Origin of the sequence: Fulvimarina manganoxydans (assembly GCF_900176465.1) — a bacterium.
GTDB classification, from domain to species: Bacteria; Pseudomonadota; Alphaproteobacteria; order Rhizobiales; family Rhizobiaceae; genus Fulvimarina; species Fulvimarina manganoxydans.
Genome location: NZ_FWXR01000005.1, coordinates 215139 through 236302, shown reverse-complemented (window position 1 = coordinate 236302; position 21164 = coordinate 215139). Strand labels below are relative to the sequence as shown.

Here is a 21164-nt window from a genome sequence, read left to right as displayed (position 1 = left end):
GTTAGACCGTCTTCCTCCATCCGGCCTTTCTCGGCGTTCAGGCTGCCCGGCGCGGGCTCTCTTCAGGCATGGCGCGCGAGAGACCCGCCTCCAGACGGGCGTGGAGCCGCTTGCGCTGCTCGTCCGCCTTGGCCATCGCCTCGCCCTTGACCGGGCCAAAGCCCCGAATGGTCTCGGGAAGGCGCAGGAGATCGGCGATGATCGCGATCGCCGTGTCAGAGAGGGGGCGGCTCAGCGCGGCTTCGACGAGGTCGAGATCGGCTTCATAGGCGGCGATCAGCGCCCGTTCCGCCCTGCGCTCGGCCATGGGACCGAAGGGATCGAAGGGCGTCCCGCGCAAGGGTTTCATCCGAGCGAGAAGCTTCAGAAATGGCAGGGTCCAGGCGCCGAAAGCCCGCTTTTTCGCTCGCCCGCTGGCGTCGTGACCTCCGAGGAATGGCGGCGCCAGGTGGAAGGCGAGCGAGCGCGTGCCGGTGAAGGCCGCATCGCGCATGGCCTTCGCCTCCGGACGGGTCATCAGGCGCGCCACCTCATATTCGTCCTTATAGGCGAGAAGCCTGGCATAGTTGATGGCGGCCGCGCGAGTGATCTCCTCGCGCATGGGCCGCTCGATGCCGGCCCGCAGGATGGCCGCGTCCAATCGCTCGATGCGGGTGCGGTATCGCTTTGCGAGCGCCGGGCCCTGATAGGCCGAAAGATGGTCCTCCCGATGGGCGCGGATCTCTTCGATGCTCATGACGGCAAGGCTTCGGGCCGGCGCATCCAAGCCGACCGTCGCCAAAGCCTCATCGGGACGATGGGCCAGGTGGCGGCCGAAGGCGAAGGCCGCTTGGTTCGTCTCGACGGCGACCCCATTGGCGGCGATCGCCCCCTCGATCGCCGCGTGGCTCAAGGGCAGGAGACCGGCCTGCCAGGCAAAGCCGAGCATCATCATATTGGCGGCGATCTCGTCGCCGAAGAGCTTACGGGCGAGGCCGGCGAAATCCTGGACGCGGCCGCCATCGCGAAGCTGGTTCGCCAGGCGCTTCAGGACGCTCGCGGTGCGGAAGTCGAAATCGGGATCGCCGACGAAGTCGGCGACCGGGGCGACATTACGATTGACGATCCCCTCGGTGCGGCTCGGATCGCAGAGGATCGCCCCTTCGCGCCCGGCAGCCACGACGGCATCGGCCGCGATCAGAGGATCGGCCCGACCCGGTGCGATGCGGGGGCTTGAAAGATTGTCGTCCTTTTCGCCGAGCCGAACGTGAGACAGGACCGCGCCGCCCTTCTGGGCCAGTCCCGCCATGTCGAGAATGAGCGCGCCCTTGCCGTCCAGATGGGCGGCGAGGCCAAGGATCGCGCCGATCGTCAGAACGCCGGTGCCGCCGACGCCAGTCACGGCGATGTCGAAACCGCCTCCAAGCGCTGGAAGCATGGGCTGAGGCAGGTCGGAGAGATCGGGCGCGCTGCGCACGGCCGGGCGCTTCACCTCGGCCCCCTCCAGCGTGACGAAGGCCGGGCAGAAGCCCTTGAGGCAGGACAGATCCTTGTTGCAGAGCGACTGGTTGATCTGGCGCTTGCGGCCCATCTCGGTCTCGAGCGGCTCGATGGCAATGCAGTTGGACTGGGCCGAGCAGTCGCCGCACCCCTCGCAGATCGCCGGATCGATGAAGACGCGGGTCTGCGGGGCCTTCTCGAGGCCGCGCTTGCGCCGCCGCCGCGCCTCGGTCGCGCAGGTCTGGACATAGAGAAGGATCGAGACGCCATCCGTCTTCGCCAGCGCCTCCATCACGCCATCGATCTCGTCGCGATGATGGATCGTCGTCCCGGCGGCGAGTTCGGCCGGCGCATAAGCCTCCGGCGTGTCGGTGACGAGGCGGATGGCGCCGACCCCTTCATGGGCCATCTGATGGGTGATCGCGGCCGGCGTCAGATTGCCGTCGATCGGCTGGCCGCCGGTCATGGCGACGGCGTCGTTATAGAGGATCTTGAAGGTCATGGTCGCGCCGGAAGCGACCGCCTGGCGCACGGCGAGGCTGCCCGAATGGACATAGGTGCCGTCGCCCAGATTGACGAAGCGATGGGCTTCGTCCGTGAAGCGTGAAATCGCCGTCCAGGGCACGCCTTCGCCGCCCATCTGGGTAAAGGTCTCGGTGTCGCGGTCCATCCAGATCGACATGTAATGACAGCCGATGCCGGCCATCGCCTTGGAGCCGTCCGGCACGCGGGTCGAGATATTGTGCGGGCAGCCGGCGCAGAAATGCGGACGGCGGGCGATCGGCGAGGGGTCTTCCGCGATCCGGGCTTCGGCTTTGGCAAGCCGGGCGAGCCCGCCCCGGATCGATGCCGCGAGCCCGTCCGGCAGATCGAGGCGCAGAAGCCGGGCGGCGATGGCCTCGGCGACGCTTTGAACGCTGAGGCCTGCTGAGGAGGAGACGAGCGGCTGACCGTCTGGATCGCTTTTGCCGGAGAGGCGCGGGCGGCGATCGGCCGGCGCAGAGTACAGCATTTGGCGCAGCTGACCTTCAATGACGTCGCGCCGCTCCTCGACGACGAGGATTTCCTCCAGCCCCTCGGCAAAGGCGTTCATGCCGGCCGGTTCGAGCGGCCAGGGCATCAGCACCTTGTAGAGGCTGAGGCCGATCGCCTTCGCCTCCTCGCGCCCGAGGCCAAGCTCGGCGAGCGCCTGGCGGACATCCTCATGGGCCTTACCGGAAGCGACGATGCCGAAACGTCGCTGGTTCGGTCGGATCGTCTCGCGGTCGAGACGGTTGGCGCGGGCAAAGGCGAGGGCGGCGGGAATCTTGAACCGGTGGAGCCGGTCGTCCTGGTCGAGGGGCGCGTCGGGCCATCTGAGGCCGAGACCGCCGGGCGGCATCGCGAAATCTTCCGGCAGGCAGATCGCCCGCGCTTCGCCGGCCAGATCGACGATCCCCGTCGTCTCCACCGTCTCGGAGATCACCTTGAAGCCCGTCCAGCAGCCGGAAAAGCGCGACATGGCGATGCCGAGAAGACCGGCCTCGACGAAGTCGTGGATCGAGGCGGCATAGAGGTATGGCATCATCGCCGCCATGAAGGCGTGGTCGGACTGATGCGGGATGGTGGAGGATTTGCAGGTGTGATCGTCGCCGGCAAGCGCCAGAACGCCGCCCTTCGGCGCCGTTCCGGCCGCATTGGCGTGGCGGAAGACGTCGCCCGAGCGGTCGACGCCCGGACCCTTGCCGTACCAAATCCCGAGGAGCCCGTCCTTGCGGGCCCCAGCTGAGAGATGAAGCTGCTGGCTGCCCCAGACGGCCGTCGCGGCCAGATCCTCGTTGATGCCGGGCTGAAAGACGATGTCGAGCCGATCGAGATGGGCGCGGGCGGAAGTGAGCTGGCGGTCATAAGCGCCGAGCGGCGAGCCGCGATAGCCCGAGATGAAGGCGCCGGTGTCGAGGCCCGCCGCCCGGTCCCGGCGCATCTGGACGATCGGCAGGCGCACCAGCGCCTGGGTGCCCGTCATGAAGACACGGCCGGTCTCCTGCGTATATTTCTCAGTCAGGATGGCCTTTGAAACCAAGCAATTGTCCTTCCACTGTCGATGGTCTCAATGCTGCGACCGAACCTTGCAGAACTTATGTCACAAGCGGCTGACAAGGGAAGGAGAATACGACCCGAAGTGGGGTAAATCCTGTAAGGTGCAATTTTTGATGGTATTCTGGGCGTCGATGAGAGCGCCGGGCGAAAAAGTGTATACCGGTTTTTCGACAACCCGGCGGGTTATCAGAGAGTTACAGAGCGTCGGGCGATCCTGACTTATCGTCCGACGCTCTAATTCTACTGGGTCATTCCATAAATGTTTGCAGTGTCTGCAGCGCTCAAAGGTAAGAGCGATCCCCCCGACGCTTCGTCATCCTCGCACTCGAAGAGTGCGGGGACCATGCCATCACCATCAGAGCGGCATTCGGGTCGAGGAAATGCGTCAAGCGAAGCAGCAGGCCGCAATCGTTTGTGGATGTAAGCAGCCTTCGAGGCATGGGTCCCCGGCCCTGTCGGGCCGAGGATGACGAGCGGTTTCAACGCTTCGGTCAATCGTCAGCCGTTTCCATCTGACGCCGTCGGAACAAATCCAACGAGCTTTATGACCCGTCCGCCTTCAGCCGGCTCATGAATTTGCCGAAAGTGAGGAGGCCCTCCGGCCAGGGGCCGTGGCCGGATTCGCCATTGATATGGCCGGCCTCGCCCGCATCGATGAAGAGGGAGCCCCAGGCTCCGGCAATGTCCTCGGCCGCCTCGAATGAGGTGAAGACGTCGTTGCGGCTGGCGACGACGATCGAAGGGAAGGGCAGAGGCTCGCGCGGATAGGGACCGAAGGTCATCAGATGCTTCGGCCGGATCGCGGCATTTTCCACATCCGGCGGCGCCACGAAGAAGGCTCCGGCGACGGGCTTTTCAGCTTTTTCCAGCGCATGAATGGCGGCCGCGACGCCGAGCGAGTGGGCGACCAGAATGACCGGCCGCGTCGAGGCGTCGATCGCTTCGGCGACGGAGCCCGCCCAGTCCTCGCGCACGGGCTTGGACCATTCGGCCTGCGGCACCCGCCGCGCCGTCGAGAGCTTGCGCTCCCACCGGGTCTGCCAGTGGTTGTCGGGCGACCCCTTGTAGCCGGGGATGATGAGGATATCGGCTTCTGCAACGCGCATGGCGTTCAGTTGGACAGCGGTTCGGCCCTTGTCAACATCGGCTCTTGCGTGTGGGGCGCGATATGTCAGAGCAGCGGGCTGATGAGGCGTGTCGCATTCTCGGCGATCTGGCGCGTCAGGCCCCGTTGACGCCAGTCCTCAAGGGAAAGCCGGCGAGACTTCGAGCGATAATCCCGCTCGATCGTCCGCAGCTTGTCGACGACCGCCTTGTCATAGGCGACGAGGGTCACCTCCGAATTCAACTCGAAGGAGCGGCGGTCCATGTTCGAGGAGCCGATGATGCCGATATCCTCGTCGATGGAGAGGTGCTTGGCGTGCAGGAAGCGCTCACGATAGAGATAGACCTTCACGCCCGCTTCCAGAAGGTCCTCGTAATAGGAGGATTGGGCGAGATCGATCAGAAGGCTGTTGGTCGTGCCGGTGAGGAACAGGTCGACGTCGACCCCCTTGGCGACCGCCGTGCTCAGCGCGTTGAGCAGCTCTTCATTCGGCACGAAATAGGGGGTGGCGAGGGCGATCTTGCGCCGCGCCGTATGGATCAGATCGGTGAAGAGCACGTCGACGCCGGTATCGGGGAAATCCGGCCCGGTCGGCATGACCTGAAGCAGCGTGCCCGAGCCGACCGCCGCCTCGCGCGTCGTCTCATGGGGCAGGATGTCGGCGCTGCCGATATCCTCCTCGGTCTCCAGAAACCAGTCGCCGACGAAGATCGCCTGAAGTTCGAGAACGACCGGCCCGGTGACCCGCGCCATCAATTCGCGATAGAAGGTCTTCGGCTCGTATTCGATCCGGTGCATGTTCTGGGAGCCGACCCAGCCGATCTTGCCGTCGATGACGACGATCTTGCGGTGATTGCGCAGATCGAGCCGCGTCGCGCCGTTCAAGAAGCGCCAAGGCAAGATCAGATGCATCTCGACGCCTGCCTTCTTCATGCGGCGGCGAATGCGATGGCGGTCGATGGAGGAGCCGACCGCGTCCACCAGAAGGCGGCATTTGACGCCCCGCGCGGAGGCCCGCTCCAAGGCTCTGAGAACGCGGTTGCCCGCCTCGTCGTCCTGCAGAATGTAGAAGCAGAGATGGGCGTGGTGCTCGGCTCGATCGATATCGGCGGCGATCCTGTCGACGACGCGATTATAGTCCCCATCGAGATCGATCTCATTGCCATGGACGGGCGGCAGATGGCCGATGCGCTCGACGAGGCGGGCGGTGATGCGATGACGGGTCTTCAGGACATCGACGCCGGTGGGCGAGCGATGGGAAATCTCCGCGATCGTGCGTTCGAGGATGGCGGGCAGGCGCGTGATCCGCTCGCGCCGCCATTTGGGATGGCGCGCATTGCCGAAGACGAGATAGAGCGGCAGGGCGACCCAGGGCAGGAAGAAGAAAAGCAGAATCCAGGCCTGCGCCGCCGTCGGCGAGCGGCGAAAGGGGATATAGACGAGGCCGCCAAAGACGATCGCCCAACCGGCGATCTTGAAGCCGGTATGCACCATGTCGGAATTGAAGAAGTCCACCCTCGCCGGCCCCTTTCCGGTCGTCGTCCCCTCGGCATGCGGTCCTCTTTCCAATCGACGCACGCCGCTTCAGGCCATCTAAGGCGCGGAGAGGCCGAGCTTAAGGGGTAAGAGCGTCGGCTTTTGCGCTGGACATCCGTTGATGACGCATGGGGCGGTGTTTCGGTTTGCGACTTTCGGGGCGATGACGAATAGCGCCATTGCCCCATTTGAGGGCCGGGCATACGGCTGCGCGCCGCAACGCCCTGCCTTCAGCTCGCCGGAGCCCAGACTGCTTTCCAACGAGACGCCATGACCCGCATCGTCTATGCCAATCTCGGATATCTGCGCGCCATAAATGGCTCGATCCGTCATCACATCGGCCGCTGGCATCATCATGTCTATACGCCCTTGCGGGTTCAGACCGAGAGCATCGCCCAGCTGACGGCGACAATTTCGCGGCTCGATCCCGATCTCTGCTGTCTCGTCGAGGTCGATCGCGGCTCGATCACCAATCGGTTCTACGATCAGTTTCCGCGCCTTCAGGGCAAGAGCTTCATTCATGCCGAAGCCCATGGAAAATATGGTCTCGACCGGCGCCCTGGGCGGCTGAACCTTTCTCATGGCAAGTCGAACGCCTTCCTCGCCAAGCGCAAGGTCGTCGCCCGCGACCGCTATCTCCAGGACGGCAAGAAGAAGCTCGTCCATGAGATTCGGATCGATGGGGTGCGCATTCTCGTCGTCCATCTCTCCTTGGCCTTCCGCGTGCGCAGCCGCCAGATCGTGGAGCTGGCGGACTGGATCGGGGAAGAGGAGGGGCCAACCATCCTCGTCGGCGATTTCAACGTCTTTCGCGGCGAACGCGAGCTCCTGCCGCTCTTGAAGAGCGGTCAACTCATCCACGCCAATCGCGGCCTGGAGCCGACCTTCCGCCTCGGTCCCTACCGCGCCGCGCTCGACACCTGCCTGATGTCGAAGACGCTGGCCGAGCGCGCCAAAATCACCGTCGTCGACCAGCCCTATTCGGACCACCAGATGCTGTTCATCGAACTGGTGGAGCAGCTGGCGTCGGGACGGGAGTAAGGCGCGTTCTCGCGGGTTCTGGCCTTTGGGACAGCTGTCGGATCAGCGGCCTTGAGCGGTGGCCAAGGGACTGAGATGCGATCCGGAAAGCCGGGGGCGGAGGGCGCTTTATGTGAATGATATGATTGGCGAAATTTGAAAGATCAGGGCGGACTTCCAGTCTGTGCAAGATGATTGCTATGTTTCCCAAAGGGCATTAATTCATAAAAACTGAGCAAAAAGACCGCTTGGCGAGATTTCTGTTCGAATAATCATGCATGATCTATTCCGATGCAGCGTGAAAATCAAAATTACGACTGTTTCGTCCAAGTTCTTTTCAAGTGGGTTCTTGACAGGCGCGAACAATCACGGAAAGCTTAATGCTCAGTGACGCCGGCTTCCAGGCGGCACTTTGCGAAGGGCGGGGCGGATGCGGCATATCTGTTATACGAGCCTGGCGCCGGCCATGGACCGCAGCATGTTCGAAGCCGTCATGGAGGCAGCCTGCCGCCGCAATCGCGATCGTGATATCTGCGGCATCATCGCTTTTCGAGACGGTGTCGTCACCCAGATCGTCGAGGGCGACGAGCGGGTCGATGATCTCTTCGAACGAATCTCGTCCGACACGCGTCATTCGAACGTGTTGCTTGTCTCTCGCACGAGGATTAGCGAGCGCAGCTTCAAGACCTTTCGGATTGGCCTGATGGACCCACTCGACATAGCGATTCAGTCGATTGCGATCGCCCAGTCTAAAGGGATTTCCGACCCGGCCTATGTTCATCGCGCCCATCGCTTCGCGGGTGGATTGGCGGCTCTGTCGGCAACGCCGCGCGGCGGCTCGGATGAGGCGGTGACGCAGGTTTCCGCCGTTCGGTGAGACTGCTGCCTTTTCGACAGCAACGATACTGGAAGGGGTTCAGGACTGGGAGCCGCTGTTCGCCTCCATATGGGGCTCGAAGGCTGAATCGGTTGCGGTCTGATCGCCGGGAACGCCGACAACGAGAAGCGTCACCACGAAGACGACGGTCACACCCAACAGGATCAAGGAAACCGCCTTGCTGCGCCCTTTTTCGAGACTGGGTCCGATACGCGGGGTCATCATGTTCCTCCCTAGACGGCGGTGGAATAGGGCTCGTCGTCCCTATCCCTTATAGCTAGCCAACCATCGAACGAGGTGATCGGTTCCCGCCAGGAAGTTGCAGCAAGCCTATCTCAGCTCGCACGCCCGAAGACGCGGGTGAAGATCGTATCGGCATGTTTGGTGTGATAGCCGAGGTCGAAGCGGGCGCGGATCTCCTCTTCCGAAAGCGCGGCGCGGACCTCTTCGTCCTTCAGGAGTTCTTCGAGGAAGTCGACCGTCGCCGAGCCTGCCACATGGTAGCTCTCCCACACCTTCATGGCGTTGCGCTGGACGAGGCGATAGGCGTCCTCGCGCGAAACGCCGGCCTGGGTGAGGGCGAGCAGGATGCGCTGGGAGTGAACGAGGCCGCCAAGCCGGTCCATATTGCCTGTCATGCGCTCGGGGTAGACGAGAAGCTTTTCGACGACGCCGGTCAGGCGGGCGAGGGCGAAGTCCAGCGTGATCGTCGCGTCCGGGCCGATATAGCGCTCGACGGAAGAGTGGGAGATGTCCCGCTCGTGCCAGAGCGCGACATTTTCCATGGCCGGCATGGCATAGGAACGCACCATGCGGGCAAGGCCGGTGAGATTTTCGGTCAGCACCGGATTGCGCTTGTGGGGCATGGCCGACGAGCCCTTCTGGCCCTTGGAGAAGAACTCCTCAGCTTCCAGAACCTCGGTGCGTTGGAGATGGCGGATTTCCGTCGCCAGCCGCTCCACCGAAGACGCGATGACGCCGAGCGTCGCGAAATACATGGCGTGGCGATCGCGGGGGATGACCTGGGTCGAGACCGGCTCGGGCTTCAGCCCCATGGCCTCGGCCACATGCTCTTCGACGCGCGGATCGATATTGGCGAAGCTGCCGACGGCGCCGGAAATGGCGCAGGTCGCGATCTCCTCGCGGGCGTTGACGAGGCGCTCGCGGCAGCGCTGGAACTCCACATAAGCCTGGGCGAGTTTGATGCCGAAGGTGGTCGGCTCGGCATGGATGCCATGGGAGCGGCCGATCGTGACCGTGTCCTTATGCTCGAAGGCGCGCTTTTCCAGAGCGGCGAGCAGGGCGTCGAGATCGGCGAGGAGAAGATCCGTCGCCTTGGTCAGCTGGACGTTGAGGCAGGTGTCGAGCACGTCGGAGGAGGTCATGCCCTGATGCACGAAACGGGCATCGGGCCCGACGATTTCCGACAGATGGGTCAGGAAGGCGATGACATCGTGCTTGGTCTCGCGCTCGATCGCGTCGATGCGATCGATGTCGAAAGTCGCCGCGCCGCCCTTTTCCCAAATGGTCTTGGCGGCCTCCTTGGGGATGACGCCGAGCTCGGCCAGGGCGTCGCAGGCATGGGCCTCGATCTCGAACCAGATGCGGAACTTCGTCTCCGGCGACCAGACGGCAACCATTTCGGGGCGGGCATAGCGGGGGATCATCGGCGGCTTCCGTCACAGTGTCGAGGGGTGGCCTGCCCTCTAGCAGAGGGCGGGGAAAGCCTCAATGTGAGTTGGCAGCCAGGATATGGGGGACAGCAGAGTGCACGGCACTGCGCTCAAACGCAGATCGCGACCGATTGCAAAGCCGATACCCTCAACGCATCGTCCTTCTCGGTCCCCGTACCGAGAATCCAGAAACGCCTGAAAAAAGAGTGGCTTCCTTGGCGCACTGGATGCCCGGGACGGAGCTTGAAGCATGACGAGCGCGATGAATGCGAATGTCCTGCATCCGAGTGCCGAGCCCTCGATATACGCCGTTCGAAGCAACTGCCATGGGCTCTGGCCGCACCCGATGGTGTCGGACGGGTCAGAGCCGATCCGGTGGCAGGTTCACATGCATGATCCGCGCGCAGCTGCGGCCGATTGGTTAATCATCGCCTGCAATTCGTTAATGCCGGCCTGCGGGACACCGCATTTTCTCGCCTCACGCAGGAGCATTTCGTACATGGTCTTGGAGGCTCGCGCGTTCTGGCAGATGCCCTGTGCGTTCTGGACCTGCGAGGCCACTTTCGCAGCGACGCGGTTCTGAGCCTTTTCCCAGCATGGGCTGCTCCAGCCTTGCGCCTGCGTCGGCGCGGCAAGAGCGATGGACAGGAAAAGGGCAGCCGAAGAAAGACCGGCAAGACTGTTGGGAATTTTCATAAGAGCGATGTCTCTGTTTCAGGATCGTTGACGCAGAGAGACCTAGAATTTTGCGGCAAGCGCCCGCATCCCCCAAGGGGGGTAGCGCTAGAACACTCGGCACGACGCTTGGTTCGAAGCGTCAGCTTCGGCGGCGTAGCATCAAGGAGTGGCCGGCATCGGCACCGGATTGGCAATATAGCGAATGTCGGGCCCTTCGAAGCCGTGGGATTGGACCGCGATGATCGCGACGGCTGCAAAACCGCCCCCGGGCTTTTCGTAGACCCGGACCTGGCGGATTGCATAATCGAGCGGACAGCCGCGCGAGGTGGGAATCGCGGTGTCTTCATGCAGGACGCTCGCCTTCTGACCGGGTTCGAGGGCCAGTTTGACGATGCGGTAGCCCATCACCGGCCTGCCGATGTCCTGGCAGATCTCAGGGCCTTCAAGCGGAAAGGTCTCCAATCGCAATTCCACTGGCTCGTCGATCGGCGGCAGGACCGGCCGGGCGACGAAGCGGGCGGCCTTGCCGTCGCTCGACAAGTCCGTCGGCGGATTGTCGAGGACCACATGGCCGTTGCGCTTGTCCGGCATGGTCCGGGTCAAGAGGTCGGCCGCCGCCGCGCGTGCCTCGGCGACCGCGTCGCCCACCAAGGCGCCGTCTTGATTGAGCCGGACCCTGATCGGGGACGGTTCGAGAAACCGGTCGGATTTGAGGTCGAGAAAGAAAATCTCCGCGTATGGAAAGCCCGACCCGTCTTCGACGCCCGATTGCTGAAAGGCGAAGACGTCGCCAGCCTCGGAAAAGCCGAGGGATTCCAGCAGGGCGATGTCGCCAGCGCGCGCCGGCCCGGCCATGATCAGGGACCCCAGGATCAGCGGCAAAGCGAAGAGGCGCCCAAGCGGCTCAAGCGCGCGTCGCCCAAAAGCACCACGGCCATTGTGTCCCGAGGCCTGATCCTGAAGCGCCGGCACCCTCTCTTCACTCCGACAGGCGCGTGCAGTTGAAGGCGTCGCCGCTCGCCAGCGAGTACCAACCCATCGTATCGCCGGTGAAGCCGGAAAGGGTGATGGCGTAGTCGTCGTCGAAGAACAGCGTGTAGCTGCCGTCCGTGCCCTCTTGAATCTCGAGGATGGGAAGATCGTCCGAGCCGTTGTTGTAGGTGTCGGGGGTGAAGGTGAATTCGGCCACTTCGCAGTCCCAGCGCCCGAGGAAGGGCAGGTCGTCCTCGGCGAAAGCGGGCGCCGGGGCAAGGGTGATCGCGGCGAGGGAAAAGGCAAGGCAGGACGCGCGAAGCGACATCGAAGGGTCCTCGAAGGAAAACGGCGCGGGGGAGAATGACACGGGGCGTCGATCCCGCCAATCCGATTCCTTCGGGGGGATTGGTCGTGATGAACCGGTTTTTTGCCGAGACCGGTAAGGCCGGCCGATCAACCGGTCCGTCTTGCCGCAAAGACCCCACGCGCGACGGCGCGGGCCATGGTCGAGGCGGCTGCCGCCCCGAGAAGCACCGAGGCGCGATCTCTTGGGTCGAAGGCTACGCGCGAGCGCCCCGTGGCCGCCGCAAAGACGAGGTCCCCGTCGAAATCCGTGTGCGAGGGAAAGATCGCCTTGGCGAGCCCGGCATGGCCGGCGATCGCCAGGCGTTTGGCCGCGCCCTTGTCGAGAACGGCATCGGTCGCGACGATCCCGATCGTCGTATTGGCGCCGGGCGCCGCGTCGAATTTCGTGCGGGGGCTGGCGAGATCGGGTGTCAGCTGCGATGGCAGGCCGAAGCCGCCGAATTCGGTGCCGATCTCGAAAGGCGCGGCCCAGAAGTGCGGACCGTCTCCCATCAAGGGTGAACCGACGGCGTTGACGGCGACGAGGGCGGCGACCGTCACGCCATTCTCCAGCACCATCGAAGCCGAGCCAAGGCCGCCGATGCCGCAAGCCGTTCGAGCCCCGAAACCGGCGCCGACGCGGCCGAGGCGCGTATCGTCTCCCGCTTGCGAGGCGGCGCGATAGCCGAGTTCGCGATAGGGCGGGGTGGCACCCCAATCCTTCGCTCCGCCATTGGCAAGATCGAAGAGGATGGCGGCGGGAACGATCGGCACGCGGGCGCCGGCGACCGCAAAGCCGCGTCCCGTCTCGGCGAGGCGCGCCATGACGCCCGATGCCGCTTCGAGGCCGAAGGCCGAGCCGCCGGAGAGCACCAGGGCATCGACGCCGGCGACCGTGTTTTCGGGCGCCAGAAGATCGGTCTCGCGCGTACCGGGCGCGCCGCCGAGAACGGCGAGCGAGGCGATGGTCGGTTCGTCGAAGAGGAGGACGGTCGAGCCCGATTTGACGCGCTCGTCCTCGGCATGGCCGATGCTGAGACCGGCAATGTCGAGAATATGGTTGCGCGGCCCGCTTCGCGGCGCAATCATCGATCCGAACCACCGTGCGCAGCCTGATCCGCGAGCGGCGCAAAATCCTCGCCGGTCCAGACATAGGGCCGCCACTCAAGGAGGCCGGAGTCTCCCTTTTCGTCGAAGCGGGCGGGACCGAGCACGGTCTCGAAGGTCTCGCCGTTCAGGATATCGGCAAGGGACCGGTCGCTTTCCTCTGCCAAGGCGAGCGCCTCGGCGGCGATCTCGGCGCTCGCATAGGCCGGGCCCGCGTAGCCGTGAGCCTTGTCTCCCAGCGTCTCCACGAGTGCCGGGAAGCGCATTGGCGGCAGGACAGCGATAACGCCGTCGCCTAAGGGCTGGTCGACGCTGGTCTCGTCCATCAGGCTTTCGCCGCCGATCACCTCAAGATCAAGCCCAAGTTCGGCCGCATCGCGCAGGATGACGGCGATATCCGGCCGGTCCCCGGCGATCACGAAGCGTGTGACGCCCGAGCGCTGGAGACGCCGGGCAAGACCGAACTGCTTTTCCTCGGCCGGACGGTAATTGTCCATCAGGGAGGGCTGAAGTCCCTTGTCGCCGAGGAGCCTGCGGACCGTATCCGTCAAGGCGCGATTGGCGATCGAGCCGTCTTCGATGAATCCGAAGGGCTCGTCCGACCAGCGTGTCGCGACGCTCTCGGCAATCGCCGTCGCTTCGGCGTCCGAACGCGGCGCGACGCGCCAGACAAGCTGGCCGCTTCTCTCGCGCCGGTCGGTCAGCCGGTTGGCACGCACGCCCACATCGATGACCGGCACGCCTTTTCCGGTCAGGATCGGCAGCGCCGCCTCGATCGCCTCGGTGCAGAGAAAGCCGATGACGATCGACGCGCCCTCAGCCAGAAGCCGTTCGGCCGCCGCCTTGCCGCCTTCAGACGTGCAAGCGGTGTCGGCGGTCACGGTCTCGACGCCGGCCGTGTCCGCGGCCGCCTTGGCGCCGGCCTCGATCTGTTCGCCGAGAAGGGCGGCGGAATCGGTCAAGGGCGCGGCGATGCCGATCCGGGCCTGAGCAAGGCCGGGCGAGGCGATGAGGAGGGCCGCAAGGGCGAGGGCGAAGCGCTTCATAGATGGACCATACCGATTCGCGCCTTCGATGAGAACGGCGCTCCCGATCGGATCCGTCTGAAACGAGAGATGCGGCCACGACGCCCCCCATGTTGCCAGCGCTTCCCGCTTCGGCCTAAACGATGGCTCTCAAGGAGGTCCGGGCGATGGCGCGTATCAGGGAGGACGACACGACGCGGCTCGACGAGGCGGCCCGGGCGGGCTGGCTCTATTACGTCGCCGGCAACACCCAGGAAGAGATCGCGGCCAAGCTCGGCATTTCGCGCCAAGCGGCCCAACGGCTCGTCTCGCTATCGGTCAGCGCTGGCCTCGTGCGCGTGCGCATCGACCATCCGATCGCCGCCTGTCTCGATCTTGCCGAAAGGCTGAAATCGGCCTTCGGTCTGACATTCGCCGAGGTCGTTCCATCCGATCCGACTTCGACATCAACGACCCTCGGCATCGCGGAGGCCTGCGCCGGCGAGATGGAGCGCTGGCTGAAGCGAGATGCCCCGACGGTCATCGCGCTCGGCACCGGACGCACATTGAAGGCGGCGGTCGAGAATCTATCCCCGATGAGCTGTCCCCAGCATCGCATCGTCTCGCTGACCGGCAATATCGCGCCGGACGGGTCCGCTTCGGTCTATAACGTCATCTTTTCCATGGCCGATAAGGTGAAAGCGCCACATTATCCGATGCCGCTGCCCGTGGTCGTCTCCTCGCCGCAGGAGCGCGATCTCCTTCATCGCCAGAAGGTGGTCGAGGCGACGCTGCATCTGGCCGCGACGGCCCAGGTGACCTTTGTCGGTGTCGGCGAGGTGGACGCCAATGCGCCGCTCGTCCTGGATGGCTTCATCACCGCGCTCGAACAGGACGAACTCCTCAAGGCCGGCGCGGTCGGCGAGATCGTCGGCTGGGTCTTCGACCGCGATGGACGGCTGATCGAATGCGGCTTGAACGACCGGGTGGCGAGCGCCGTCATCCCGTCTGTCGAAGCCTCCGACGTCATCGCCGTCGCCATGGGGCCGGGCAAGACCCCGGCGATGGCGGCGGCGATGCGCGGCCGCCTCGTCAACGGCCTCATTACCGACGAGGCGACGGCGGCACGGCTCATCGCCGAGGGCGCCTGAGCGCTCCAGAGTCGACGCGGACAGTCATCATCCTAGATCGTTAAAGTAACCGGCAGGTGGTCGCGCCGAATGCGGGATCATGGGGCTCCGGTTGCGCCGCAAAGCGTGCATTGCACAACAGAATCTTGGTCCGATCACCGTCAATTGGTTTGACAGGTGATGAAATCGGTGAGATTTTGCCCGTGCAATGGACAATTGCTCATTCGTGAGCCGGGAGGACATCATGAAGATTTCGACGATGCTGGCGGGAGCCGCGTCGCTCGTCGTCTTGACCGCCACCGCCGGTACGGCCGGGGCGCAGACGACCATCACCATCGGCACGGTCAACAACTCCGACATGATCCGCATGCAGGGTCTGACGAGCGTGTTCGAAGAAGCCCACCCCGACATCAAGGTGAACTGGGTGACGCTGGAGGAGAACATGCTCCGCCAGCGCGTGACGACGGACATCGCCACCAATGGCGGGCAGTTCGACGTCATGACCATCGGCACCTACGAGGTCCCGATCTGGGCCAAGCAAGACTGGCTGAAGGCGCTCGACAGCCTCGGCGACAATTACGACTATGACGATCTGATTCCGCCGATCCGCTCGGCCCTGTCGGTCGACGGCACGCTTTACGCCGCGCCCTTCTATGCCGAGAGCGTTCTGACGCTCTATCGCAAGGACCTCTTCGAGAAGGCCGGGCTGGAAATGCCCGAAAAGCCGACCTGGGATTTCATCGCGGAAGCGGCGGAAAAGACCGCCGACAAGGATGCCGGCATTTACGGCATCTGCCTGCGCGGCAAGCCGGGCTGGGGCGAGAATATGGGCTTCCTGGGCAATATGGCCCGCGAGTTCGGCGCCAATTATTTCGACGCCAACTGGCAGCCCCAGTTCGAGAGCGAAGGCTGGAAGAAGGCCATCACCCTTTATGTCGATCTGATGCAGAAATATGGCCCTCCGGGCGCGGCCTCGAACGGCTTCAACGAGAATCTCTCGCTGTTCGGCCAAGGCAAATGCGCCATGTGGATCGACGCCTCGGTCGCCGCGTCCTTCGTGACCGATCCGAAGCAGAGCCAGGTGCCCGATCAGGTCGGGTTCGGCGCAGCGCCTTGCGGCACTGAGAACTGCCCGAATGACGGCTTCAACTGGCTCTGGGCCTGGTCGCTGGCGATCCCGGCCTCGTCGGAGAAGGCGGAAGCCGCGCAGACCTTCATCGGCTGGGCGACCTCGAAGGAGTATCTCGAGCTCGTCGCCGAGAAGGAAGGCTGGGCGAACGTGCCTCCGGGCACCCGCACCTCGCTCTACAACAATGAGAACTATACGAGCGCGGCGCCCTTCGCCGATGCGACGCTGAACGCGATCAACCATGCCGATCCTTCGCCGACCGAGGACAAGCCTTATTACGGCCTCCAATTCGCGGCGATCCCCGAATTCCAGGGCATCGGTACGGCGGTTGGCCAGCAGATGGCGGCGGCGCTGTCCGGTTCGGCCACGGTCGACCAGGCGCTGTCACAGGCCCAGGCGATCGCGACCCGCGAGATGACCCGCGCGGGTTACATCAAGTAAGAACATGACAGGGCGGGGCGGCGGTTTCCCGTCGCCCCGTCCCCCGGCCGTTCGGGAGGAGGGGCCGAGAGACCGGCGCGTATCGCCCCGTGCCAGAGAGCGCGAGGTTGGTGCGATGCGCGCAACCCTCAAGGATCGCCAGGCGACCGCCCGATGGGGCTGGTCCTCTACCGCGTTCCGCGCGATCCGTCCCGCTTCCCAACGCCCCGACCGTTTGAACGTTTTCGTCGAATGCTGCGCCCTGAGCCGATAAAGGCCGCGCAGAGGGAGGAAACACGTCATGGCGACGACGCATACCAAGAGCGCGGCCCGCGCAATGATGGCCCCCTCGGTCATAGCGCTGCTGATCTGGATGGCGGTTCCACTCGCCATGACGCTCTATTATTCGACGCTCGGCTACAGCCTGTATAATCCGATCTCGACGCCCTTCGTCGGCTTCGACAATTACAGCTATTTCCTCTCCGACCCGACCTTTTCCGCCGCGCTGGTCAATACGCTGATCCTTGTCGTCGGCGTCCTCTGCATCACCGTCGGGGGCGGCATTCTGGTGGCGCTCCTCCTCGATCAGGATTTTTACGGCGTCAACGTAGTCCGGCTTCTGGTCATCGCGCCCTTCTTCGTCATGCCGACGGTCGCCGCGCTGGTGTGGAAGAACATGATGATGAACCCGGTCTATGGCGTGATCGGCCAGTTTCTCTCATCCATCGGCTTGCAGCCGATCGACTGGATGACCGAGGTTCCGCTCCTGTCGATCATCATCATCGTCGCCTGGCAGTGGCTGCCCTTCGCGACGCTGATCCTGCTCACCGCGCTTCAGTCGCTCTCCTCCGATCAGAAGGAGGCGGCCGAGATGGACGGAGCCGGGGCGCTGTCCATCTTCTGGTACATCACCCTGCCGCATATGAGCCGGGCGATCACCGTCGTCATCCTGATTCAGACGATCTTCCTCCTGTCGATCTTCGCCGAGATCCTGGTGACGACGAATGGCGGGCCGGGCTCCCAGTCCACCAACCTCACCTATCTCGTCTATCAGCAGGCGATCTCCTTCGGCGATGTGGGCGCGGCTTCGGCCGGCGGCATCGTGGCGGTCATCCTCGCGAATATCGTCGCCATCTTCCTTGTCCGCCTCATCGGCAAGAATCTCGACGCTTAGAAGGAGGTCCATCATGGCACGCCGCGTCACCCAACGTCGGAAGATCGGCATGACGGTCCTAGCCTGGGCCGTCGGTCTCCTGATCTTCTTCCCGATCCTGTGGACCTTTCTCACCTCGTTCAAATCAGAACTGACGGCGATCTCGATCCCGCCGCAATTCCTCTTCTTCGACTGGACGACGGAGAACTATGCGACGATCTACGAGCAGTCGAACTACTTCCACTACATGATGAATTCGATCTATCTGTCGCTCGGCTCGACGGCGCTGGGTCTCCTCTTCGCCATTCCGGCCGCCTGGGCGATGGCCTTTTCGCCGACCCCGCGCACCAAGGACATCCTCCTCTGGATGCTCTCGACCAAGATGCTGCCCGCCGTCGGCGTGCTGATCCCGATCTATCTGCTCTTCGTCAATTTCGGGCTGCTCGATTCGAGGCTCGGCCTGATCGTCGTGCTCTTCCTGATCAATCTGCCGATCATCGTCTGGATGCTCTACACCTATTTCAAGGAAATCCCCGGCGAGATCTTGGAAGCGGGCCGCATGGACGGGGCGACCCTGCGCCAGGAGATCACCCAGATCCTCGCACCGATGGCGGTGCCGGGCATCGCCTCGACGGTTCTTCTCAACATCATTCTGGCCTGGAACGAGGCGTTCTGGACGCTCAATCTGACGACGTCGAACGCGGCGCCGCTCACCGCGTTCATCGCCTCCTTCTCATCCCCTCAGGGCAATTTCTACGCCAAGCTCTCGGCGGCCTCGATGCTGGCGATCGCCCCCATTCTCATCCTCGGCTGGTTCAGCCAGAAGCAACTCGTCCGCGGCCTGACCTTCGGCGCCGTCAAGTAGGGAGTGACTCATCATGGGTGCCATTCGGCTCGAAAAGGTCCGCAAGGCGTTCGGCGAGGCGGTCATCATCCCCGAGCTCGACCTCGACATCAAAGATGGCGAATTCGTCGTCTTCGTCGGGCCCTCGGGCTGCGGAAAGTCGACGCTTCTGCGCCTGATCGCAGGGCTTGAGGACGTCACCTCCGGCGACATCACCATCGATGGAACCAACGCCACCGAACTGCCGCCGGCCAAGCGCCGGCTCGCCATGGTGTTCCAGTCCTATGCGCTCTATCCCCATATGAGCGTGAGGAAGAACATCGCCTTCCCGCTGAAGATGGCGGGGATGGACAAGGCCGAGATCGACAAGCGCGTGTCCAACGCCGCCAAGATCCTCAATCTCGACAACTATATCGACCGGCGCCCCGGCCAGTTGTCGGGCGGCCAGCGCCAGCGTGTGGCTATCGGAAGGGCGATCGTGCGCGAGCCCGCTGCCTTCCTCTTCGACGAGCCCTTGTCGAACCTCGATGCGGCGCTTCGCGTTGGCATGCGGCTGGAGATTTCCGAGCTGCATCAGCGCCTCAAGACGACGATGATCTACGTGACCCACGATCAGGTCGAGGCAATGACCATGGCCGACAAGATCGTCGTGCTCCATGCCGGCCATATCGAACAGGTCGGCTCGCCGCTCGAACTCTATTCGCGTCCGCGCAACACCTTCGTCGCCGGTTTCATCGGCTCGCCGAAGATGAACCTCCTCACCGGGGCCGAGGCGAAGAAACACGATGCGGCGACGATCGGCGTGCGGCCCGAACATATCGCTCTATCGACCAGCGAGGGGATGTGGAAAGGCACGGTGAAGGTCTCCGAGCATCTCGGCTCCGACACCTTCCTCCATGTGGAGACGGCTCTTCATCCCGAGCCCTTGACGGTGCGCGCCGATGGCGAATTTCCCGTCCATTACGGCGACACGGTCTATCTGACGCCGCAAGCGGACAAGATCCATCGCTTCGACGACAAGGGCCTGGCGATCCGCTGATCGCCCATCAGTGACCCTCGTCCAAGGGCGCGCTCCCGCCGTTACGGCCGGGCGGCCCGCGCATGCCATCAGGAGACAGACATGACCGTCAGGCTCAACCAGGACAATCTCTCGACGATCTCGAAGGCGGAGACGCCGTCCTACGACCGCACCGGGCTGAAAGCCGGCATCCTCCATTTCGGTGTCGGCAATTTTCATCGGGCTCATCAGGCCGTCTATCTCGATGACCTCTTCGAAAAGGGCGAAGGCCATGACTTCGCGATCGTCGGCGCCGGCGTCATGCCGTCCGATGCCGCCATGCGCGAAAAACTTGCCGGGCAGGACTACCTCACCACGGTTGTCGAGCAGGACAACGAGCGCACGGCAGCTCGCGTGACCGGTCCGATGATCGACATGATGCCCGTCGGCGACGGCCCGGCCATCATCGGCCGGCTCGCCGATCCGGCGATCCGCATCGTCTCGCTGACGGTCACCGAGGGCGGCTATTTCGTCGATTCCGATGGGCACTTCGATCCGAGCCACCCGGCGATCGCCGAGGACGGCGCCCGGCCGGCGAACCCGAAGACAGTTTTTGGCCTCATCGGTGCCGGTCTCAAGCGACGCCAGGAGGCGGGAATCGCGCCCTTCACGGTGATGAGCTGCGACAACATCCCCCATAACGGCAAGGTCACCCGCGCGGCCGTCGTCGGCACGATGCGCCTCTCCGATCCGAATTTTGCCGATTGGATCGATCAGAATGTCGCCTTTCCGAACGGCATGGTCGACCGGATCACGCCCGCGACGAGCGAGCGCGAGATCGCTCATTGCGCCGAGACCTTCGACATCGACGATGCCTGGCCGGTCTATTGCGAAGAGTTCAAGCAATGGGTGCTGGAGGACGATTTTCCGCAAGGCCGGCCGGCGCTGGAAAAGGTCGGCGTCCAGTTCGTCCCCGACGTGTCTCCCTACGAGACCATGAAGATCCGCATCCTCAATGGCGGCCATGCGATCATCGCCTATCCGGCGGGCCTGATGGACGTGCATTTCGTCCATGAGGCGATGGAGACCGATCTCGTCGCCCGCTTCTTGGAAAAGGTCGAGCGCGACGATATCCTGCCGATCGTGCCGCCGGTGCCGGACACCGATCTGTCGGACTATTTCGACCTCATCAAACGCCGCTTCGCCAATCCAAAAATCGGCGACACGATCCGCCGGCTTTGCCTGGACGGATCGAACCGTCAGCCGAAATTCATCGTCCCTTCGATCCTCGACAATCTGAAGGCGGGCCGGGAGCCGAGCGGTCTCGCGCTCGAATCGGCGCTCTGGTGCCGCTATTGCCGGGGCATCACCGATTCCGGCCGCGTGATCGAGCCGAACGATCCGAATTGGGATCGCCTCGTCGAAAAGGCGCGGGCGGCCGAGAGCGACCCCTCGGCCTGGCTGTCCATGACCGAGGTCTACGGCACGCTGAAGGACGAGCCGCGTTTTGCCGAGCCCTTTGCGAAGTGGCTCGCCATGCTGAGCGAAAAGGGCACGGCGGAAACATTGAAGGTCTATCTCGGGGATTGAGCCGCGCTCGGCGTTTCTCCTCT

At 63.9% G+C, this 21164-nt stretch carries 18 protein-coding genes; 8 read left to right on the top strand and 10 right to left on the bottom strand.

Annotation, left to right across the window (positions count from 1 at the left end; genetic code table 11):
* Positions 1–37 precede the first annotated feature (37 nt).
* From B9A15_RS08645 to cls, 3 genes are all read right to left on the bottom strand, one after another.
* The gene (locus B9A15_RS08645; RefSeq protein WP_084409631.1) at positions 38–3541 is read right to left on the bottom strand and encodes an indolepyruvate ferredoxin oxidoreductase family protein; all 3504 of its coding nucleotides are present in this window, start codon (positions 3539–3541) and stop codon (positions 38–40) included.
* A 559-nt stretch (positions 3542–4100) separates the two neighbouring features.
* Positions 4101–4664, bottom strand: coding sequence for an RBBP9/YdeN family alpha/beta hydrolase (locus B9A15_RS08640; RefSeq protein WP_084409630.1), 564 nt, complete (start codon positions 4662–4664; stop codon positions 4101–4103).
* A 65-nt stretch (positions 4665–4729) separates the two neighbouring features.
* The gene (cls, locus tag B9A15_RS08635; RefSeq protein WP_244556855.1) at positions 4730–6178 is read right to left on the bottom strand and encodes a cardiolipin synthase; all 1449 of its coding nucleotides are present in this window, start codon (positions 6176–6178) and stop codon (positions 4730–4732) included.
* A 291-nt stretch (positions 6179–6469) separates the two neighbouring features.
* Between cls and B9A15_RS08630 the strand changes: the two genes are divergently transcribed.
* The gene (locus B9A15_RS08630; RefSeq protein WP_084409628.1) at positions 6470–7240 is read left to right on the top strand and encodes an endonuclease/exonuclease/phosphatase family protein; all 771 of its coding nucleotides are present in this window, start codon (positions 6470–6472) and stop codon (positions 7238–7240) included.
* Between the two features lie 409 nt (positions 7241–7649).
* On the top strand, positions 7650–8096 hold the full coding sequence (locus B9A15_RS08625) for a BLUF domain-containing protein (RefSeq protein ID WP_084409627.1): 447 nt from the start codon (positions 7650–7652) through the stop codon (positions 8094–8096).
* A 39-nt stretch (positions 8097–8135) separates the two neighbouring features.
* Here the strand turns inward: B9A15_RS08625 and B9A15_RS08620 are convergent, their stop codons facing one another.
* From B9A15_RS08620 to B9A15_RS08590, 7 genes are all read right to left on the bottom strand, one after another.
* Positions 8136–8321 (bottom strand): hypothetical protein, encoded by a 186-nt coding sequence (locus B9A15_RS08620; protein WP_084409626.1) that lies wholly within the window; start codon positions 8319–8321, stop codon positions 8136–8138.
* A gap of 110 nt (positions 8322–8431) precedes the next feature.
* Positions 8432–9763 carry an adenylosuccinate lyase gene (gene purB / locus B9A15_RS08615; protein ID WP_084409625.1) on the bottom strand — a complete coding sequence of 444 codons (1332 nt, stop codon included), beginning with the start codon at positions 9761–9763 and terminating at the stop codon, positions 8432–8434.
* 390 nt (positions 9764–10153) lie between these two features.
* Entirely contained in the window at positions 10154–10465 is a 312-nt protein-coding gene (locus B9A15_RS08610; RefSeq protein ID WP_084409624.1) for a hypothetical protein, read from the bottom strand.
* Positions 10466–10606: 141 nt separating this feature from the next.
* Complete coding sequence (locus B9A15_RS08605) at positions 10607–11419, bottom strand: DUF2259 domain-containing protein (protein ID WP_244556854.1); 813 nt, start codon at positions 11417–11419, stop codon at positions 10607–10609.
* Positions 11420–11426: 7 nt separating this feature from the next.
* Positions 11427–11747 (bottom strand): hypothetical protein, encoded by a 321-nt coding sequence (locus tag B9A15_RS08600; RefSeq protein WP_139798280.1) that lies wholly within the window; start codon positions 11745–11747, stop codon positions 11427–11429.
* Between the two features lie 128 nt (positions 11748–11875).
* Positions 11876–12856, bottom strand: coding sequence for a P1 family peptidase (locus B9A15_RS08595; RefSeq protein WP_084409622.1), 981 nt, complete (start codon positions 12854–12856; stop codon positions 11876–11878).
* Complete coding sequence (locus B9A15_RS08590) at positions 12853–13920, bottom strand: ABC transporter substrate-binding protein (RefSeq protein WP_084409621.1); 1068 nt, start codon at positions 13918–13920, stop codon at positions 12853–12855. Before B9A15_RS08590 ends, B9A15_RS08595 begins: the two co-directional genes overlap by 4 nt.
* Before the next feature lie 146 nt (positions 13921–14066).
* On the opposite strand from B9A15_RS08590, the gene B9A15_RS08585 reads away from it, so the two are divergent.
* The 6 genes from B9A15_RS08585 (at position 14067) to B9A15_RS08560 (ending at position 21141) form a co-directional block, all read left to right on the top strand.
* Positions 14067–15029 (top strand): sugar-binding transcriptional regulator, encoded by a 963-nt coding sequence (locus B9A15_RS08585; protein WP_084409620.1) that lies wholly within the window; start codon positions 14067–14069, stop codon positions 15027–15029.
* Positions 15030–15252: 223 nt separating this feature from the next.
* Complete coding sequence (locus B9A15_RS08580; RefSeq protein WP_084409667.1) at positions 15253–16578, top strand: ABC transporter substrate-binding protein; 1326 nt, start codon at positions 15253–15255, stop codon at positions 16576–16578.
* Between the two features lie 280 nt (positions 16579–16858).
* Complete coding sequence (locus tag B9A15_RS08575) at positions 16859–17731, top strand: carbohydrate ABC transporter permease (RefSeq protein ID WP_084409619.1); 873 nt, start codon at positions 16859–16861, stop codon at positions 17729–17731.
* 13 nt (positions 17732–17744) lie between these two features.
* Positions 17745–18575, top strand: a complete 831-nt coding sequence (locus B9A15_RS08570; protein WP_084409618.1) for a carbohydrate ABC transporter permease — start codon at positions 17745–17747, stop codon at positions 18573–18575.
* Between the two features lie 13 nt (positions 18576–18588).
* On the top strand, positions 18589–19593 hold the full coding sequence (locus B9A15_RS08565) for an ABC transporter ATP-binding protein (RefSeq protein ID WP_084409617.1): 1005 nt from the start codon (positions 18589–18591) through the stop codon (positions 19591–19593).
* An 81-nt stretch (positions 19594–19674) separates the two neighbouring features.
* Positions 19675–21141, top strand: coding sequence for a mannitol dehydrogenase family protein (locus B9A15_RS08560; RefSeq protein ID WP_084409616.1), 1467 nt, complete (start codon positions 19675–19677; stop codon positions 21139–21141).
* Positions 21142–21164: the final 23 nt, after the last annotated feature.

What these genes read in the sequence shown, in the direction of transcription:
- purB (WP_084409625.1), bottom strand. Translation starts at nt 9,763, where the DNA reads ATGATCCCCCGCTATGCCCGCCCCGAAATGGTTGCCGTCTGGTCGCCG.
- B9A15_RS08565 (WP_084409617.1), top strand. Translation starts at nt 18,589, where the DNA reads ATGGGTGCCATTCGGCTCGAAAAGGTCCGCAAGGCGTTCGGCGAGGCG.
- B9A15_RS08630 (WP_084409628.1), top strand. Translation starts at nt 6,470, where the DNA reads ATGACCCGCATCGTCTATGCCAATCTCGGATATCTGCGCGCCATAAAT.
- B9A15_RS08625 (WP_084409627.1), top strand. Translation starts at nt 7,650, where the DNA reads ATGCGGCATATCTGTTATACGAGCCTGGCGCCGGCCATGGACCGCAGC.
- B9A15_RS08600 (WP_139798280.1), bottom strand. Translation starts at nt 11,747, where the DNA reads ATGTCGCTTCGCGCGTCCTGCCTTGCCTTTTCCCTCGCCGCGATCACC.
- B9A15_RS08610 (WP_084409624.1), bottom strand. Translation starts at nt 10,465, where the DNA reads ATGAAAATTCCCAACAGTCTTGCCGGTCTTTCTTCGGCTGCCCTTTTC.
- B9A15_RS08595 (WP_084409622.1), bottom strand. Translation starts at nt 12,856, where the DNA reads ATGATTGCGCCGCGAAGCGGGCCGCGCAACCATATTCTCGACATTGCC.
- B9A15_RS08570 (WP_084409618.1), top strand. Translation starts at nt 17,745, where the DNA reads ATGGCACGCCGCGTCACCCAACGTCGGAAGATCGGCATGACGGTCCTA.
- B9A15_RS08560 (WP_084409616.1), top strand. Translation starts at nt 19,675, where the DNA reads ATGACCGTCAGGCTCAACCAGGACAATCTCTCGACGATCTCGAAGGCG.
- B9A15_RS08575 (WP_084409619.1), top strand. Translation starts at nt 16,859, where the DNA reads ATGGCGACGACGCATACCAAGAGCGCGGCCCGCGCAATGATGGCCCCC.
- B9A15_RS08580 (WP_084409667.1), top strand. Translation starts at nt 15,253, where the DNA reads ATGAAGATTTCGACGATGCTGGCGGGAGCCGCGTCGCTCGTCGTCTTG.
- B9A15_RS08620 (WP_084409626.1), bottom strand. Translation starts at nt 8,321, where the DNA reads ATGATGACCCCGCGTATCGGACCCAGTCTCGAAAAAGGGCGCAGCAAG.
- B9A15_RS08640 (WP_084409630.1), bottom strand. Translation starts at nt 4,664, where the DNA reads ATGCGCGTTGCAGAAGCCGATATCCTCATCATCCCCGGCTACAAGGGG.
- B9A15_RS08590 (WP_084409621.1), bottom strand. Translation starts at nt 13,920, where the DNA reads ATGAAGCGCTTCGCCCTCGCCCTTGCGGCCCTCCTCATCGCCTCGCCC.
- B9A15_RS08585 (WP_084409620.1), top strand. Translation starts at nt 14,067, where the DNA reads ATGGCGCGTATCAGGGAGGACGACACGACGCGGCTCGACGAGGCGGCC.